Here is a 16717-nt window from a genome sequence, read left to right on the forward strand (position 1 = left end):
ATGCTCAGGCCCGAAGTGCGCTGCGGACCTGCGCGAGCCAGCCTGGCCGCATCTGCTCGACCTGATGGGTGAGACTGCGCCGCAGGAAGTGCAGCCGCCGCCGCACGTCCCAGCCAATATCGTCGCGTGAGGTCAGGGCCTGGCGGAATCGCGCCATCTTCAGCGATTGCCGGTCTGCCGCGAGCTTATCGCGATCGGCGTAGAACTCCGCGATCTTCTGCCGGTCCATGCCGGGAGTTGAGAGCCACCGCGGTGCATATTCGGTGCAAAGACGCTCGACGTCCACCAGCAGGCGCGCGACGCCGGTTCCGGCGGCGGGACAGTTGGTCTGGAAGGCATCGCCGATAAGCACGATTCCGGGCTGAAGATGTCCCTCGACGACGGAGAGGTCCATCACCCAGTTCTGAACGCGGTCGATCACGCGGAAATCGCCGAGATAGGTCTGTAGTCCCGGCAGCAGGCGCAGAACCGTCGCTTCCGTGTCGCGGCGCAGCTCGCGCATGATGGGATCGGTCGGATCGCGGAACATGAACAGATTCGCTCGCATGCCCGCGCGCACCGGAAACAGGCTGAGATAGTCGACGCCGTCCGCCGTGCGCTCGCCGTAGCAGGTCAGCGCCTCGAAATCGAACGGCGCACCGTCGCGCCGGGCGATCGTGAATCCGAAAGAGACCGAATGGCCCGCAGCCAGCACGCGCCGCCTGATGCCGAGCTTGTAGCTGAGAGCTCCGGCCATGCCCGTGGCGAGAACCACGAGGCGCGCAGTGAGCCGCCGTCCGGAAGCGAGTTCGAGATGCTGGATGTCGTCGCTCGAGCTGATCGCAGTGACCTCGTCGACGATCAGGCTGGTTGGATCGGGCATTTGGCTGCGCGCCATGGCGACGAGATCGGCGTAGGGAAGCCCGTAGGCTTGACCGACGCTGACGTCGACCACCTTGCCCTCCCTGATGTTGAGCACGCGATCGTATGAACAGGCAACGCTCGCGAGCCCACGGATGAAGCCCAGCCTGCGGAACGCGTCCAGCTGCGGGCCTCCGATCTTCTCGACCCGGAATTCGCCCGGATAGACGGCGCGCTTGTCCACCAAAGCAACGCGATGCCCTGCCCGCGCGAGAACCGCCGCCGCCAGCGATCCCGCGAGGCCGCCGCCGACGATCGCGACATCTGTCGCGATCGTCGCGCTCCCGACAGCGTCGAACGACTCGGACACGGCTCTCTCCAACGTCATGGTGCAGGCTCCCACGGTTAACGCGGCCCCATGTGCAATGTCCTCGCCTGATGTCGCATCAAGGCGCCGAATGCGATCACTTCCGCAGATCGAGGTTAATGAGCCAATAGACTGATCTGGACACGCGAAATCCCGGCCCGGACTTTGCTCGGGAGGCCCTGCAAAGTTCACGCTTTGGCAGATCGGCGGCCATTCCGGCGAGCCGTTCCGCATTCAAGCGGCTGATCGCACCTTCTTCAGTCGCCGATGCGGCCCAGTGCCGCCGTTCGGTCAAACCGGGCTTTGCTTGATCTGGGACAATGGAGACGGCGATGTACCATCGTGAAGCAATCGACTTGGCGGCGGCGCCGCTTTGGCCAGCTGAATCCTCGACCACGTATTAACACTCGCGGTTATTCGGCATGCTAGGCTGGCGCCGGTATCGGAGCCTATCTCTTCAGGGGAGACTCGCCCCTTAATCCCCATGATCCAATCCATCATCCAGTTCATGCGGCGCGATGTGACGCGCGGTGTCGCCGGGACCATCCTACTCAAGGTTGGTAGCGGCGCATTTGCGTTTGCGTTGTTCTCGCTTGCGGCGCGGACGATGTCGCCGGATGGGTTCGGCATGTTTGCAACCTGGCTTTCGGTCGCTCAGATTGCATCGGTCGTGGGCCTGGTCGGCCAGGAAGCCCTCCTGGTGCGCTTCCTGAATGAGTATCAGGTGGGAAATCGGCTCGACCTCACCAAGGGTATCCTGCGGTCGAGCCTGAAGATCTCCTCTCTCGCAATGCTGATCGTGATCGGCGCGATCGCGACGGCAGCGTACGTGAAGGGGGACTGGTGGCTGCTGATCCTCGCTGTGTCCGCCTATACTGCGGTGAATGCAGGGCTGATGCTGGGCAGCCAGGTTGCGCGCTCGCTGGTCAGTATCCTGATGGGGGAAGGAAACAGGGAGTTCTTCTGGCGGGTCGGCGTCGTCCTGTTCCTGCTCGCAATCCTGTTAGGCCATGGCCGGCTCGATCCCGCCGAATTGTTCGCGGTCATGACGATCGCCATGACTGTCGGCCTCGGGGCACAGGTCGTTTCAGTCGCAAGAGCTCTGCCGGATCTCAGCGGCACGGCGGCACGCTACGAGCCGTCGCGCTGGAGGTCGAGCGCGCTGCATTTCTGGATCGCGTCCGTTCTCGAAGCCGCGAACCAGTATTTTGACGTCATTCTGGTTTACTGGATGCTGGATCCGGCGACCGCCGGGGTCTATTTCGCCGCCTCGCGCCTTGCCAACATCTTCGCCATGCTGTCGGCAGCGCTCTACAGCTTCGGTGCGCGCCGGCTTCCTTCGCTGTACTTCAGCAAAAACCATCGCGAGTTCGAGCGGACGCTCAAGCTGATGGCGGAGGTGACCGGGCTTTGCGTGATCAGCGGCCTTGTCCTGATCTGGATTGGCGGCCCCTATCTTCTCAACCTGTTCGGGCCTCATTTCGCCGCGCAGCACTGGGTCCTGATCGTGCTCGCGATCGGAACGGCGATTCAGGCAGCTGGCGGTCCGTCTGCGGCGATATTGCAGCTCACCGGCCACGAGCGCATCTATGTTCCCGTCGTCGCAGCGAACGTAGGGCTGCGACTTGTCGGATTTGTCGTGCTGATCCCCTGGCTGGGCGTGCTTGGCGCGGCGATCTCCGCCACGGTGTCGCTGTCGCTTGCGACCATCGCGCTCAATGTGCTGTGCCGCCAGCGGTCCGGAGTCGATCCCTCAATTCTCGCGCTGTTGCGCTTTGGCGGATCGAAACGCGGCACCTACGCAGTCCACGGCGCCGACACGAGCGATTAGGATCGAGCTCAAACGCCGCAAGAACGGTGAGCCCGGCGACCGTCAGCCGACCAAGCCGAGCGCTTCACCGCGCCGTTGAGCCGACGACGGATCTGCGGGCACGTGATTGACGACGATACCGGTCGGCACGCCGCCGAAACGGGAGAGCGCCGCCGTCACCCTGCGCATCGCGGCTGAATCGATTGCGTCTTCGCGACCGACCAGGACGACCAGATCGGTACGAGCAGCCAGGGCCGCCACCTCCGGCTGCAAGGCAAGCGATGTTGCGTGCACGATGATCAGATCGAATTCCGAACGAATATCGTCCGCGGGCGACGGCTGGGGCAGCCTGCCGGCGCTCAGAAGCTCGTCGACGCTGCGGAAATCTGCCGTGGTCATGCCGTCTGCCGGACCCATGGCCGACGCGATCTTGGCACCGCCGAGGTCCGGCTCGACACGGATCAGGACGCTCAGCTTGCCGCTATTCACCGCCCACCGGTTCAGCGACCGTGCGACCGTGTTGCCGCCGGCACGCTTTCCGACCGACATCACGAGAACGACCTTCCCCAGAGAGCCCGGCAATTTCTCCAGCCTGTCGAAGAGCGGCAGGAGGTGGGGACCGAGATCGAGCTCCACCGCGGACACCGGTCCTTGCCAGATATTTCGCGGCGCTTCGGCGGGCACGAGGTCGGGAATGCGAGTCCACACGGGCGGACGCGGCCACGCTTCAGCTTGGCGTGGAGCCGGCTCGGGATCGCGCGCATCAGGAACCGATTTGTCCGGCCCGCGCCCCGTTGCGACGACGACCGCGGTCGATGTCAGCAGCGAGCCGATCGCGAGCGCGGCCAGCAGCAAAGGCAGCGGCGGAAGGGTCGAGCGCAACGGCGGAATGGCAAGCGAAGCGACCTTGGTCTGAGAGCTCTGCAGCAGGCGCTGCTCGTTCGTGGTCTTGGACCGCGACAGGAATTGCTCGTAGATGTTCCTGTTGGCCTCGGCGTCGCGCTGCAGCTCCTGGAGCTTCACCAGGGCCTGACCATCGACGAGGAGCTGCGATTCAGCCGCCTTCATCTGGCTTTCGAGCGCCTTCTGCTGATCGCGCTGGGCCTCGTATTCCGACTTTGCGGTGTCGATGCCCTTCTTCCGTTCGACCTCGATCTGTCTGTTGAGGTCGTTCAGCTGGCCGTACGACATCACGAGATCGGGATGGCGATCGCCGAGCACCGCGCGCTTCTGCGCAATCTGATCGTTGAGCGCCGATCGCTGGGCTCGCAGCGCGCTGAGGAGATCCTGCTTGACGGGACTCTCGACATTCGCTTTCACGTCGCGCTGCGCCTGCTCGTAGCGAGCTTTGGCCTCCTCGGTCCGCGCGCGCGCAGCAGCCACCTGCTGCGACAGCTCGGTCACCCGCAATTGCTGGGTCGTGGCATCCTTGCCGGCGTTGACGATCCTGTGCTCCAGCTTGAACGCGGCGACGGCGTCCTCCGACGCCTTCAGCCGGTCGCTCAAAGTCTTCAGCCGGCCGCCGAGCCAGTCCGCGGCCTCGTCGGTGGCTTCGCTGCGGATACGGCTCTGTCTGGCGACGAACGCCTCGGCAATGGCGTTGGCGTAGTAAGCGGCCCGCTCCGATCGGTTCGAGGTGAACCGGAAGGCGATGACATAGGTCAGCCCACGACGGGAAATGTCGAGGCGGTTGCGGAAACGCTCGAGCAGGCGCGCAGGATCGGTGTATCCGCCGGAAAGGTCCGGATCATCGCGCACCTTGAGCTCTTCGATCAGCGGCTTGAGAAAGCCGTCGGACTTCGCCACTTCGACCAGACTTTGCAGCGCGGCGCTGTCCTGTCCAATGCCCGGCAGGACGTCCTGCTCCGTCGTTATGCGCTGCTCGCGCGGATCGACGACGACCAGTGCGGTCGCGGCATAACGGGTCGGGATCACCAGCAGAACGACTGCGCCGAACGCGAAGATCGCGAGAGCGAGCGTCAATATCCGCCGGGCATTTTCGCGAAGGAAGGCAAGCGAAGCGGCCACAGTCAGCGCGCCGCGAGCGCGGGGGGCGGTCCTGCCGGCCGCACCGTTCGACGAATTCCGCTCCCACGACGCGGCAATGCCGGTCGATCCGGAACTTGTCGGGTCTGCGCGGCGACCGAACGTCATGGACTTTACTCGGATTCAACTGGCGAACACTGTTCAGTGGCCTGCTCCACCGTAAATATCTATGGTTAATCCGGGGTTACCCATCCCTCGCGCGACCATGACCAATTGGTTAATGCGCTCGCTTCGCTTGCCTTGAAAACCACCAGGATTCTCCGGCGACAACACTGTTCCGACCTCCGATGCATTAACTCCGTTTGTTGCTAGTCGATGTCCGCCGGATGCCCGCATGGTAGGTACGGGATCAAGCAAGGTGAAAATTTCGTTTCTTCAGCGGGTCGGGATCCGTGCTCCATTACCAGCCAAACAAGGAGTTGGGCGAGACGACGGCGACAGCTCTCACCCCGTCCGGAGGCAACGGACGGAAGCTGCACGTCCTTCTCGTACAGACCCAGGCCGAAAACGCCGGCGCTCAGGAGATCACCAGGCTGCTCGGCGCCGGTCTCTCCGCGCGCGGTCACCGCGTCACCAACCTGTTCTTCTTCCGCAAGTCGGATTCATTCGACGAGCCGCCCAATACGCTCTATTGCGCCCCGGGCCGGCCGGGGCATCCGCTGGCTCTGCTGCGAATGCTGTGGACGCTCGGCCGCCATATCAGGACAACCGGGCCCGACGCCGTTCTGACGTTCCAGCATTTCGGCAACGTCATCGGCGCCGGCGTGTCGCGCCTCGTGTGCCGCGCGCCCGTCATCGCCAACCAGGTTTCGTCCGCGCTGTCGATGAGCTGGCCGGTCCGCACAGCCGACATCGTCATGGGCAGCCTCGGCTTCTTCGACCGCATCACGCTCAATTCGAAGGACATGGAACGCGAATATTCGCGTTATCCCGGGGCCTATCGGTCGCGCATGGTCCACGTGCCGCACGGCTTCGACGACAAGGCGCTCACCCTGTCGAAGGAAGCTGCACGTCAGGAATTCAATCTGCCGAGGGATCATATCCTGCTCGGCTGCGCGGCACGCCTGCATCCGCACAAGCGACTGGATGCGGCGATACGTCTGTTGCCGGATGAACCGTCCTGGCACCTCGCACTGGCCGGACAGGGCGCCGATGAAGCCCGGCTGAAGCAGCTGGCTGACGATCTGAAGGTGTCGGACCGGCTGCATCTGCTCGGCGAAATCCCGCCGCGCCGGATGGCGGACTTTCTCGCCTGCCTGGACGTGTTCGTGTTTCCGACGCAGGCCGAGACCTTCGGCCTGGCCGCGGTCGAGGCCGCAAACGCCGGTGTTCCCTCCGTCGTCACCGACCTTCCCGTGCTGCGCGAGGTGCTGTCGTTCGAAGGAAAACCGACGGCCCTGTTCGTCGATGCGTCCGACCATGCGAAGATGTCGGCAGCCGTCTCCAGCCTTTTGACGGATCAGCAACTGAGCGACGAACTGCGACAAAACGCCAAAGGCCTGCGGCTGCGCTATTCGGTAGATGCCATGGTGGAGGAATACGTTCGGCTTCTCAGCCAAGTCATTTGACGGGGCACCTTGGAATAGATTGGCTCGACATGATCATCGAGTTTCGCTGTGAACGTGAGCATGCGCGGCGATGGATGGACCGCGAGACGCTGTCGGTCGACGGCAAGGATGTCCCTGTTCAGATTGCTTGGACGGCGACGGCGCAGCCACGCCCCGGCGGCCTGGACGCACTGTTCGAACTCGAACGCCTGGTGTTGCACAAGGGCAAACGCAACGGCGCCGGCAAGCTGAACATCATCCCGGACCGCACGCCGGCGCGCACCGGCACGCCCGACGTGGTCGTCGATTTCACCGGCGGCGCCCGGGATCCCAAATGTCCTGCTCGGCTGTATCTGCGCCCATTTTTCAATGGAACCGCAGGTGAAAACGCTGCGTTCGCCGCCATTCTCGCCGGTGATCTTCCGGTGATCGAGATCGTCAACGACTTCGATGGTGCCGTCCTCGATCGCGGTCACCCTTCCGGAGAGATCGCAGCCGGCCTCAGCGGCGCGCTCGAAACCGTCATGGCGCGAACCCTCACCATGGTGGCGGCCATCCTGTCGGGGCGCCCGCGCATCGTGCCCCACTTGGCGCGTCCAGCCGGAGACGGCACCGGCCGCCACCCGGCGGCATATGTCGCGCGCGGCCTCGCCGTATCGATTGCCAAGGAGATCTATCGGCTCTGCTGCTATGCCCCGCATTGGCATATCGGATGGCGCTTCAATGACGGCCCAGGCGTCTGGCAAAGCGGAAATCTGTCAGGACCAGGCTGGAATGTCCTCGGCGATCCCGGCCATCGCTTCTACGCCGATCCGTTTCCCATCACATGGCAGGGGCAGACTTTCGTCTTCTTCGAGGATCTCGATCACCGGGTTGGAAAAGGCACCATTTCTGCGATCGAGTTCAACGATGCAGGCCCGGTGGGCGATGTTGTGCCGGTGCTGGAGGAGCCCTGGCATCTCTCCTATCCGTTCCTGATCGAGGACGATGGCGCGTTGTGGATGATCCCGGAGAGCTCGACCCATGGCGACGTCGCGCTCTACAAATGCGTTCGCTTTCCGGACAAGTGGGAGCGGCACACCACGCTCCTGTCCGGCCTCGAGCTCGCCGATGCCACGATCACCCGGCACAACGGCCTGCACTATCTGTTTGGAGCCTGGCGCGACGGAACGGGCGGCTATTCGGATTCGCTGGCGATCTATTACGCCGACCACCTCCTCGGCCCCTGGTTGCCCCACGCCAGCAATCCGGTCCTGATCGATCGTGCGACCACACGACCAGCTGGAAATTTCGTCACCATCGATAGCAAATTGTGGCGCCCAGTTCAGAATTGTGCCGACGGCTACGGCGCAGCGCTTGCGCTGGCGGAAATCGTCGAACTGTCGCCGACGACATTCAGGCAGGTCGTCCGCCACGCCATCAAGCCCGGACCGGCATGGCCCGGCCGGAAGCTGCATACGCTGAACCGCTGCGGCCGGCTCGAGGTGATCGACGGGTCGCGTGTACAACCCAAGACCAGCGCCTTCGCGAGCAAGTCTCCGTCGGCCGTGTTACGTGCGCACGCCAATCCTTCTACTGTCCGATGGCGCGGCTAAGGACGCCTCCAATCGTGCCGGCTTGTGACGCGCCGCCGCGCCAGGCCACGATCTGGTCGGGGCGTATCAAAGCAAGATCCGCCTCGTAAACATCGCGCATGGATTCCGGCAGCGTGACGAGCTTCACGTCGACCCCGAGCATGCGGACGGCGTCAGCGACTGCCGCGTCAGCCGTTTCGACGTCGCCGAACTGAAGCAGGGTCCACTCGAACCCGAACAGGTCATACAGGGACACGCCGCCTTCAAGCCACGCATGCGGTGCGCGGCCGCCGGGGCAAGCACTCGGGACATAGACGTTCGCAGCGTCGGGCGGCGGCTGGCTGCCATCGGAGATGATGATCGGCGAGCCGTCATAACGTCCGCCGAACGTGACGCCTGGAATGTTGAATTCGGCGCGCGCGTGCCGTTCGAGATAGGCACCCGCAATCCGCCGTGCCTCATCGCCCTCGTCCGTCGCATCCTCGATCTCCGGCGCGGGCGCGAACAGGCCGAGGGAGTCGGCAAAGCGCCGCGCATAATCCGTGTTGCGAAGCGCTGCCGGACGCCGCTCGATCTCGTAGCTGTCGAGCAGCGCGACCGGGCTGACGCCCTTGACGACGCTTGCGAGCTTCCAGCCGAGATTGACCGCGTCCTCGATCGCGGTGTTATAGCCGAGCCCTCCCGTCGGCGTGAACAGATGCGCGGCATCGCCGCCGAGGAAGACCCTGCCACGCTGCATTCCGTTCGCGACCAGCGCGTGGCCAGCGGTCCAGGTCAGGAACGACAACACCTCGCAATCGATCGGCGCTCCGCAGGCGCGCTGGAATGCGGCCTTGGCCTCGTTGACCGTGATCGTACTTTCGTCTTCGCCCGGCCGGAGCTGGGTGTGGAACGCGAATTCGTCGCGCCCGTTCACCGATGCCATGAAGGCGCGGCGATCGCCGTTGAAGCAATTGTACATCCACGCCTTGGCGTGTGGGATGCTGGCGTAGAAATCGGGCGAGCGGACATAGACCGCCAGCATGCGACCGCCCATGAAATCGCGCTGCATCCCGGTCTCACCTCCATAGGTGATGCCGAGCGATTGACGAACCATCGAACGCGGCCCGTCGGCGCCAACCAGGAAGTCGGCCCGGACCTGAAAGCGACTGCCATCGTCGAGACGCTCGATGTCGCCGACGATGCCGGCATCGCTTTCGACGTAACCGATGAGCCTATGGCCATAATTCAGCTTGATGCCGGGCAGCCGTTCGGCGTGGCGGCGTAGCACCGCTTCGACATATTTCTGCGAGACCCGATGCGGCAGCTCCGCGGCACTCCAGGAGCCTGAAAGGCCCTTGACGAGCTCACCTGCCCGCGACGATGACGGCAGCGCGAACCGCGCCAGCTCATAACCTGCGTAACGCGTGAAATACGCAACGTCGGTCGGATAGTCCGCAGGCAAGCCCTCCCGCCTGATCTCGTCGGCAAAGCCCATCCGGCGGTAATGCTCCATCGAGCGCGCCTGCGTCGCATTGGCCTGCGGATTGAACGCCGTGCCGGGTTTTTCATCGACCAGGATCGCGGACACGCCGCGCCGGCCGAGCTCGTTGGCCAGCATCAGTCCGCAGGGGCCCCCGCCCACGATGAGCACCGCGGCCGTCAGACGTGTCTCCAAGACGCTTCTCCCTACCAGCATCATCGTGCATGGTAAGGTTGCCTGACGAAATCGTCAAGCCGCCTGACTAATCGGCATCATCCAACGTGTCGAACTCCGCGCCGTAGACCGCGAGCCCTTTCAGAATCGCATCCATCGTGGCCTTGCCGAGCTCTGCGCGCATCTCCTGCTCAGCAATGTCGACCGCATCGCGGAAGGCATCGAGCCATTTGCGCCCGGCCGGGGTGAACATGACGATGCGCGCGCGCCGGTCGGTCGGATCGGCGACGCGATCGACGAGACCGAGCTCGGCGCATTGGTCGACCAGCTCGCCCATCGCTTGCTTGCTCATGGAGGCGCGGCGGGCAAGCTCGGTGAGCCGCGTGCCCTCCACGTCGAGATTGCGCGTGAGGCCGACATGCGCGATGCGCGTTTCGTCGTGGCCACGCTCGCTCATCAGTTCGAGCACGCGGCCCTCGAAACGCCGCACCGCGTTGTTGAGCAGGCGGCCGACATTGGCGTGCCGCCACGCGGTCCCGGATGTTCTTGCCTTCACGAGCTATGCTTCCGAATCGAGCGATCGAGATCGCGCCAAGCTAACACAAGAGGCAGGCCGGCGACGTTCGCATGACCGATCATCGCACATGAGTTGGCGGACGGCGTCGATCAAGACGCCGCCCGTCATCGCGCATCTAGGCGTTACCGCTACGTGGCGGCGATCTACTGAGAACGATCCGACGTCCAGCCCTTGTACTCGGCGACGTTGTCCCTGGTCACGAGCTTGGAGGGCAGGAGTTCGACCGTCGAGGCCGGTTTCTGGCCATTGAGAATGCCGACACCGACCTGAACGGCCCGCCGCGCCATGAAGAACGGATCCTGCGAAGCCGAGGCCTGGATCTGCGGCGATTGCGGATCCTTCAGCGCAGCCTCGATGTCGGGCGCGCCGTCGACCGCCGTGATGACGATGCCGGTGCGGTTCTGCTGGCGCGCCGCAAGATCGGTGCCGATCGCCTGCGGATCGTTGATGGCGAAGATGGCGTCGATCTTGGGGAAGCGGGTGAGATAGCCCTGCGCGACGGTGAGACCGCCCTCGCGCGAGCCCTTGCCGTCCTGATCGCTGGACAGCACCTTGATGCCGGGATTCTTCGAGAGCACATTCTTGCAGCCGACGACCCGGTCAATCACGGCGGAGACCTGCGGCCCGTTCTCGATGATGACGTCGCCCTTCCCTCCCAGTTTGTCGACGATGTACTGGCAGGAGATCTCGCCCGCCTGGACGTTGTTCGTGGTCACGGTGGCGTCGGCGCCTTCGGCCGCAGTGTCGACCGCGACGACGACAATGCCCGCTGCCTGCGCCTTCTTGATCGCCGGCCCGATCGCCTTGGGATCACCCGGATTGAGCAGGATCAGGTCAACGCCGGCAGCAATGAAATTGTCGATCTGGGTGACCTGCTTGCCGAGGTCGTATTCGAAGCCGACGGTCGTGATCTTCACATTGGGATTGGTCTTCTTGGCCTCGAACTCGGCGCCCTTCGACAGCGCGACGAAGAACGGGTTGCCCATCGATCCCAGCGAGACGCCGATCGATTTGAGCTCCTTGGCGAAGGCTGGCGCGGTGCTTAGGGCAAGCGCCATGGCGGCGCCGGTAAGCATGATCGTCTTCAACATGGACTTCCTCCCTGGTCTGTCTTCGTCCCCGGCGCGGCAGACCAGTTGCCGCAACGGAACTTCGCATCAGGTTCTGGCGGAGCCTTAGGTTCTGGCGGAGCCTTGCAGCCGGTAGCGGTCCAGCGCCACGGCACCGATGATAACCAGGCCCTTGATCACATATTGCCAGATGTCGGAGACACCGATGAGGATGAGGCCGTTCGAGAGCACGGCGATGATGAGCGCTCCGACCAGCGTGCCCCAGATCGAGCCGATGCCGCCGACGAAGGAGGTACCGCCGAGGATCACGGCGGTGATCGCGTCGAGCTCATAGGACTGACCGAGCTGGAGGCCGTTGGCCGCGTAGAGCCGCGCCGCCTGCATGGCGCCGCCGAGCCCGGCGAAAAGTCCGGAGATGCCGTAGACGAAGATCAGCACCGCCCAGACCTTGATGCCGGCAAGCCGCGCCGCGCTTTCATTGCCGCCCACTGCATAGATATGCACACCGAGCACGGTCCGGCGCAGCACCAGCCACGAGACCAGGATGACCAGCAAGGCGATCACTGAGAGCCACGGGACCGAGGCGATGCCGGGGATGAGCGTCAGCGAGCCGTTGCCGATGAAGGCGTAGGGAATGGATGGATTGAACACGGTGGTGTCCGCCCCGAGCAGCCGTGCCAGACCGCGAACCGCCGTGAGAGAGCCGAGCGTGACGATGAAAGGCGGCAGGCGGAGCAGCGCAATCAGCGCGCCATTGACGATCCCGAAGCCGAGGCCCGTCAGCAGCGCCGCTGGCAGCCACAGCATCCCGAGCTCCGGCAGCTTGGACAGCGTCAACCCCGCCATCGCGGAGGCCGCCAGGATCGAGCCGACCGAGAGGTCGATGCCGCCGGTGAGGATGACGAAGGTCATCCCTGCGGCGAGCACTGTGTTCACCGCGGCTTGCTGCAACACGATGCCGAGATTTTGTCCGGTGAAGAAGCGTCCCTCGGATAATAGATGGAAGCCGATGCAGAGGATCAGCAGCACCGGCAGCATGCCGAGCGCGCTGATCAGCACCCTCACCCGCTGGCGCCTTGTCTCAGCGGCAGCACCGTTCGTCGTCGGGGCGGGCTGGACCTCCGAAGCACCATTCTCAGGCATCGAGTTGCTCCATCCCGGTGGCAAGCGCCATGATGTCTTCTTGTGTCAGGGGCGCATTGGAGCCGCGCGTCACCTCACCGGCGATGCGCCCGGCACGCATCACGAGGACGCGGTCGCATATGCCGATGATCTCGGGCAGATCGGACGAGATCACGAGGATCGCGGTGCCAGCCTTGGCCAGATTGTCGATGATCGAATAGATCTCGGACTTGGCGCCGACGTCGACGCCGCGCGTTGGCTCGTCGAGGATCAGGACCTTCGGCCCGATGGCGAGGAGCCGCGACAACAGCACCTTCTGCTGGTTGCCGCCGGACAGTCCACCGGCGGGGACGCCGACATTGGCAGCGCGGATGCTGAGCCCCGCGAACGCCCGGTCGGCCCGCTCGCGCGCCTTGTCGCGGTCCAGGAACCAGCCGAGCTTCGCATCGCGCGCGAGCACGGCCAGATTGATGTTGTCCAGACATGACATGTCGAGAAACAGGCCGAGCGCCTTCCTGTCCTCGGTCAGATAGGCGATGCCGGCCTCGAGTGCCGCACCGGGGCTACGGATGTCGATCGGACGCCCCTCGAGTTCGAGATGGCCTGACGTTCGCGGCGTAGCGCCGATGACGAGATGCGCAAGCTCGGTGCGGCCGGCGCCGATCAGGCCGGCGATACCCACCACCTCACCTGCATGCACGGTAAGCGAGCAACCCTTGACGCGCTGGCCATCGGCGATGTCGATCGCCGCGAGCACGGGATGCCCCCGCCCCGCCTCCGGATCGTGATCCTTCTTGTAGAACGATGAGACATCACGCCCGACCATCAGCCGCACGATGGTGTCGGCGCGGATGTCGGGCTTGTCGAGCGAGCCGACCAGCCGGCCGTCGCGCAGCACGGTGACACGGTCGCCGAGCGCGTAGACCTCATCCATGCGATGCGAGATGTAGATGATGGCCAGTCCCTCGGAGCGGAGCTGGCGGATCAGCGTGAACAGCCGCTCGCTTTCCGCGGCCGACAACGACGTGGTCGGCTCATCCATGATCAGGATCTTCGATCTCGCGTGCAGCGCACGCGCGATCTCGACCAGTTGCCGCTGGCCCATGGAAAGATGCGCCACCAGCGTCGATGGCAGGAAGTCTGCGCCCAGCCGTTTCAGGATCGGGCCGACGCCCTCGCGCATGGCGCCGCGCGCCAGAAAACCTGATCGCGACATCTCCCGTCCCAGGTAAATATTCTCGGCTACGCTGAGATTGGGAGCCAGCGACAGTTCCTGGTAGATGATGGAGATCCCGGCGGCGCGCCCGCCGAGCGGCCCTTCGATCTGCGCCACCCTGCCCTCAATGCGGATCTCGCCGCCGGGATCAGGCCTGTAGGCGCCGGACAGGATCTTCATCAGCGTCGATTTTCCGGCGCCGTTCTCACCCATCAAGGCATGGATTTCGCCGGCATAGACCGTGAGATCGACTGAGCGCAGCGCCTTGATGCCGAAGAAGGACTTTGAGACCCCACGCATCTCGAGGATCGGATCGTTCATCGTGCCTCCCGGCGCACAATGCGTTTCCCACCCGCGTCTCGATCTTCGTGTCAGCGCGGCTCACGCATTAAACAAAACGTCGCAGGACAGGGCAATACCGAATACGCGGGAATGCAACGTCGGGGCGAGGCTAGTGGCGCGGCCGATACAGTTCGCGCCATGCGCGAAGGCGTTCGGCATAAGCATCGGTCAGCCCAGTGTCAGGTTCGAACGACTCGATGCGCTGCGGTCGTGTGCACACGGCCGTGATCGCCTCACCGGTGACAGCAAGCCGCCCCAATCTCGCCGCACCGAACGCCGCGCCAGTTTCACCTCCGGCGAAGCGACGGATCCGAACATTCAGCACGTTCGCTAGCACCGCGAGCCAGAACGGAGACCGCGAACCACCGCCGATGACGTCAGCTTCCGTAATCGCAATACCGGCATCCGCGAGCGCATCGCGGCAATCGGCCAGCGCGAAGGCGACACCCTCGAGGACCGCCTGCACGATCGCCGCGCGATCTGTGCCATGGCTCAAGCCATCGAGCATGCCGCGCACGTCGGGATCGTCGTGCGGGGTGCGCTCACCGGCGAGATAAGGCAGGAAGCTCACGGGCGACGGTCCGTGCGGACGCGATCCAAGCGGCGCCAGCAGTTCGGCCTCGCTGATGCCGAACAGACGCGCGGCCCAGGCGAGGCACGAGGCCGCCGAGAGGATCGCGCCGGCCTGAATCCACATGCCGGGAATGGCGTGGCAGAAGGTGTGCACCGCGCGGTCCGGGTTGGCGGCGATCGCGTTGGTCGGTGCCATGATGGCACCTGAGGTTCCCAGCGACACGAACGCAGCTCCCGGCCGGATCGCACCGATGCCGATGGCGCCCGCCGGATTGTCGCCGGCGCCGCCCGCGATCACTGGCTCTCCGGTCATGCCCCAGCGCCGCGCGAGCTCGCTGCGCAATGTCGTTGCGGGCGCACATCCCTCGACCAGACGAGGCATGTGATCACGCGACAGGCCGGTCGCCGCCAGTGCCGCGTCCGACCAGTCCCGGCGCGCCACGTCGAGCCAGAGCGAGCCCGATGCATCGGAGACGTCCTCGATGACTTCGCCTGATAGCACCAGGCGCAGATAAGCCTTAGGCAACAGAACGAGCTTCGTCGCCGCAAATATCTCAGGCTCGTGCGCTGCGATCCACAACAGCTTCGGCGCGGTGAAGCCCGGCATCGCCTTGTTGCCCGTCGTCGCCCGCAAGGTGGGCCACCGCTGCTCCAGGACGCGGCACTCGGCAGCAGCGCGTCCGTCGTTCCAGAGAATGCAGGGCCGCAACGGCCTCAGGCTCGCATCAAGCAGCGTGGCGCCATGCATCTGGCCGGACAGTCCGATGCCTTTGACGGCCGCGAGCGCGCCGGCATGCGACGCCTTCAGGGCATCCAGGGTGGCAAAGGTCGCATCGATCCACTGCGCGGGGTCCTGCTCGGAATAGCCCGATTGCGGCGAGACGGTCGCGATCGGCCGGCTCTCGCTTGCAATGACGCGCTGGGCATCGTCGACGAGGATGGTCTTGACCGCAGAGGTGCCGAGATCGATGCCGAGATACATGGATCCTCCCGCTCACTTCGCCGCGTCGATCCAGATTCCGGGCTGCGAATGCTCGCGGATGTGGCTGACCAGGAAGTCGGAGAATACCCTGATCTTGGCGGGCAGCCTGACGCGGTTCTGATAGGCGATGTTCATGGTGAGCAGCGGCAGCTCCCAGCCGTTGAGGACGGGCACCAGCCGCCCGGCCGCGATATCGCTCTGCACGATGTACAGCGGCTGGATCAAAATGCCGAGCCCCGCGCGCGCCGCACCGCAGATGATCTGGCCGTCATTGCTGTCGAGCGTCGGCGCGATCCGCACCGTCTGCGTCGTGCTGCCCTTGCTCAGCCGCAGCGAATAGGGATCGTTGGCAAGGTTGTAGATCAGCATGTTGTGGCGCGCGAGATCGGCCGGATGTTCGGGCCGGCCGTGCTTCTCCAGATATGACGGAGCTGCCGCGAGCACACGATGCATCTGGCCGATGCGGCGGACGACGATGTTTGAATCCGGCTCGTGCTCCCTTGTGCGGATCGCGACGTCGATGCCGGCTTCGATGAAGTCCAGATAGCGGTTCGCGCTGATGATCTGCACGCTGAGATCAGGATAGAGCGCGCGGAATGCGGGCAGCATCGGCGCGAGATAGATCATCGCGAAGGACAGCGAGCTCGTCACGCGCAGCATGCCCTTCGGCGACAGCGCGCGGTCGGAGACGGCGTCCTCGGCTTCGGCGAGCTCGTTCAGGAGCGTGCTGCAGCGCTGCAGCAATTCCTGTCCTGCTTCGGTCAGCCATTGCCGGCGCGTGTTGCGCTCGATCAGCCGGACCGCAAGCCGCTCCTCCAGCGCGCTGAGGTGACGGCTCGCGGCCGCGTTCGACATCCGCAGAATTTCGGCCGCTTTGGAAAGGCTGCCGAGCTCAGCGGTTTTGGAGAAGACCTCGAGTTGGAGCAGCCGGTCCATTTTTGCAAAATTAGGAAAAGAGACTTACAAATTTTGACCTTTATTTCCGATTTCTGCAAGGCAAAATGGCACCAACAAA

13 protein-coding genes are annotated in these 16717 nt (G+C 64.4%); 3 read left to right on the plus strand and 10 right to left on the minus strand.

Annotated features, from left to right (window positions below; translation table 11 throughout):
- Positions 1 to 4: 4 nt before the first annotated feature.
- Positions 5 to 1228, minus strand: coding sequence for an FAD-dependent oxidoreductase (locus SE91_RS19340; protein WP_061848708.1), 1224 nt, complete (start codon positions 1226 to 1228; stop codon positions 5 to 7).
- 76 nt (positions 1229 to 1304) lie between these two features.
- Positions 1305 to 1604 (minus strand): hypothetical protein, encoded by a 300-nt coding sequence (locus tag SE91_RS36385; protein ID WP_156489677.1) that lies wholly within the window; start codon positions 1602 to 1604, stop codon positions 1305 to 1307.
- 87 nt (positions 1605 to 1691) lie between these two features.
- On the opposite strand from SE91_RS36385, the gene SE91_RS19345 reads away from it, so the two are divergent.
- Positions 1692 to 3038, plus strand: coding sequence for a lipopolysaccharide biosynthesis protein (locus tag SE91_RS19345; RefSeq protein WP_061848709.1), 1347 nt, complete (start codon positions 1692 to 1694; stop codon positions 3036 to 3038).
- Positions 3039 to 3080: 42 nt separating this feature from the next.
- Here the strand turns inward: SE91_RS19345 and SE91_RS19350 are convergent, their stop codons facing one another.
- Positions 3081 to 5171 carry an exopolysaccharide transport family protein gene (locus tag SE91_RS19350; RefSeq protein WP_061848710.1) on the minus strand — a complete coding sequence of 697 codons (2091 nt, stop codon included), beginning with the start codon at positions 5169 to 5171 and terminating at the stop codon, positions 3081 to 3083.
- Between the two features lie 284 nt (positions 5172 to 5455).
- On the opposite strand from SE91_RS19350, the gene SE91_RS19355 reads away from it, so the two are divergent.
- Together SE91_RS19355 and SE91_RS19360 are read left to right on the plus strand one after the other, a co-directional pair.
- Positions 5456 to 6631 (plus strand): glycosyltransferase family 4 protein, encoded by a 1176-nt coding sequence (locus SE91_RS19355; RefSeq protein ID WP_061848711.1) that lies wholly within the window; start codon positions 5456 to 5458, stop codon positions 6629 to 6631.
- 29 nt (positions 6632 to 6660) lie between these two features.
- The gene (locus SE91_RS19360) at positions 6661 to 8205 is read left to right on the plus strand and encodes a glucosamine inositolphosphorylceramide transferase family protein (protein WP_061848712.1); all 1545 of its coding nucleotides are present in this window, start codon (positions 6661 to 6663) and stop codon (positions 8203 to 8205) included.
- On the opposite strand, the gene SE91_RS19365 is transcribed toward SE91_RS19360, so the two are convergent.
- From SE91_RS19365 to SE91_RS19395, 7 genes are all read right to left on the minus strand, one after another.
- Positions 8183 to 9862, minus strand: coding sequence for an FAD-dependent oxidoreductase (locus SE91_RS19365; protein ID WP_061851207.1), 1680 nt, complete (start codon positions 9860 to 9862; stop codon positions 8183 to 8185). The genes SE91_RS19360 and SE91_RS19365 overlap by 23 nt on opposite strands.
- A gap of 46 nt (positions 9863 to 9908) precedes the next feature.
- Positions 9909 to 10376 (minus strand): MarR family winged helix-turn-helix transcriptional regulator, encoded by a 468-nt coding sequence (locus tag SE91_RS19370; RefSeq protein ID WP_008554528.1) that lies wholly within the window; start codon positions 10374 to 10376, stop codon positions 9909 to 9911.
- Positions 10377 to 10540: 164 nt separating this feature from the next.
- Entirely contained in the window at positions 10541 to 11488 is a 948-nt protein-coding gene (locus tag SE91_RS19375; protein ID WP_061848713.1) for an ABC transporter substrate-binding protein, read from the minus strand.
- An 84-nt stretch (positions 11489 to 11572) separates the two neighbouring features.
- The gene (locus SE91_RS19380; RefSeq protein WP_061848714.1) at positions 11573 to 12610 is read right to left on the minus strand and encodes an ABC transporter permease subunit; all 1038 of its coding nucleotides are present in this window, start codon (positions 12608 to 12610) and stop codon (positions 11573 to 11575) included.
- Entirely contained in the window at positions 12603 to 14126 is a 1524-nt protein-coding gene (locus SE91_RS19385) for a sugar ABC transporter ATP-binding protein (protein ID WP_061848715.1), read from the minus strand. The genes SE91_RS19380 and SE91_RS19385 overlap by 8 nt, the downstream gene beginning before the upstream one ends.
- A 130-nt stretch (positions 14127 to 14256) precedes the next feature.
- Positions 14257 to 15702, minus strand: a complete 1446-nt coding sequence (gene xylB, locus SE91_RS19390) for a xylulokinase (RefSeq protein ID WP_061848716.1) — start codon at positions 15700 to 15702, stop codon at positions 14257 to 14259.
- Between the two features lie 12 nt (positions 15703 to 15714).
- Positions 15715 to 16638 carry a LysR family transcriptional regulator gene (locus tag SE91_RS19395; protein ID WP_061848717.1) on the minus strand — a complete coding sequence of 308 codons (924 nt, stop codon included), beginning with the start codon at positions 16636 to 16638 and terminating at the stop codon, positions 15715 to 15717.
- Between the last annotated feature and the right edge of the window lie 79 nt (positions 16639 to 16717).

The organism is Bradyrhizobium sp. DOA1 (assembly GCF_001593325.1).
Lineage (GTDB): Bacteria > Pseudomonadota > Alphaproteobacteria > Rhizobiales > Xanthobacteraceae > Bradyrhizobium.

Excerpts from the sequence above, each read along its gene's own strand:
- SE91_RS19340 (WP_061848708.1), bottom strand. The coding sequence starts at position 1,228 with ATGACGTTGGAGAGAGCCGTGTCCGAGTCGTTCGACGCTGTCGGGAGC.
- SE91_RS19345 (WP_061848709.1), top strand. The coding sequence starts at position 1,692 with ATGATCCAATCCATCATCCAGTTCATGCGGCGCGATGTGACGCGCGGT.
- SE91_RS19350 (WP_061848710.1), bottom strand. The coding sequence starts at position 5,171 with ATGACGTTCGGTCGCCGCGCAGACCCGACAAGTTCCGGATCGACCGGC.
- SE91_RS19360 (WP_061848712.1), top strand. The coding sequence starts at position 6,661 with ATGATCATCGAGTTTCGCTGTGAACGTGAGCATGCGCGGCGATGGATG.
- SE91_RS19365 (WP_061851207.1), bottom strand. The coding sequence starts at position 9,862 with ATGCTGGTAGGGAGAAGCGTCTTGGAGACACGTCTGACGGCCGCGGTG.
- SE91_RS19375 (WP_061848713.1), bottom strand. The coding sequence starts at position 11,488 with ATGTTGAAGACGATCATGCTTACCGGCGCCGCCATGGCGCTTGCCCTA.
- SE91_RS19380 (WP_061848714.1), bottom strand. The coding sequence starts at position 12,610 with ATGCCTGAGAATGGTGCTTCGGAGGTCCAGCCCGCCCCGACGACGAAC.
- SE91_RS19385 (WP_061848715.1), bottom strand. The coding sequence starts at position 14,126 with ATGAACGATCCGATCCTCGAGATGCGTGGGGTCTCAAAGTCCTTCTTC.
- xylB (WP_061848716.1), bottom strand. The coding sequence starts at position 15,702 with ATGTATCTCGGCATCGATCTCGGCACCTCTGCGGTCAAGACCATCCTC.
- SE91_RS19395 (WP_061848717.1), bottom strand. The coding sequence starts at position 16,638 with ATGGACCGGCTGCTCCAACTCGAGGTCTTCTCCAAAACCGCTGAGCTC.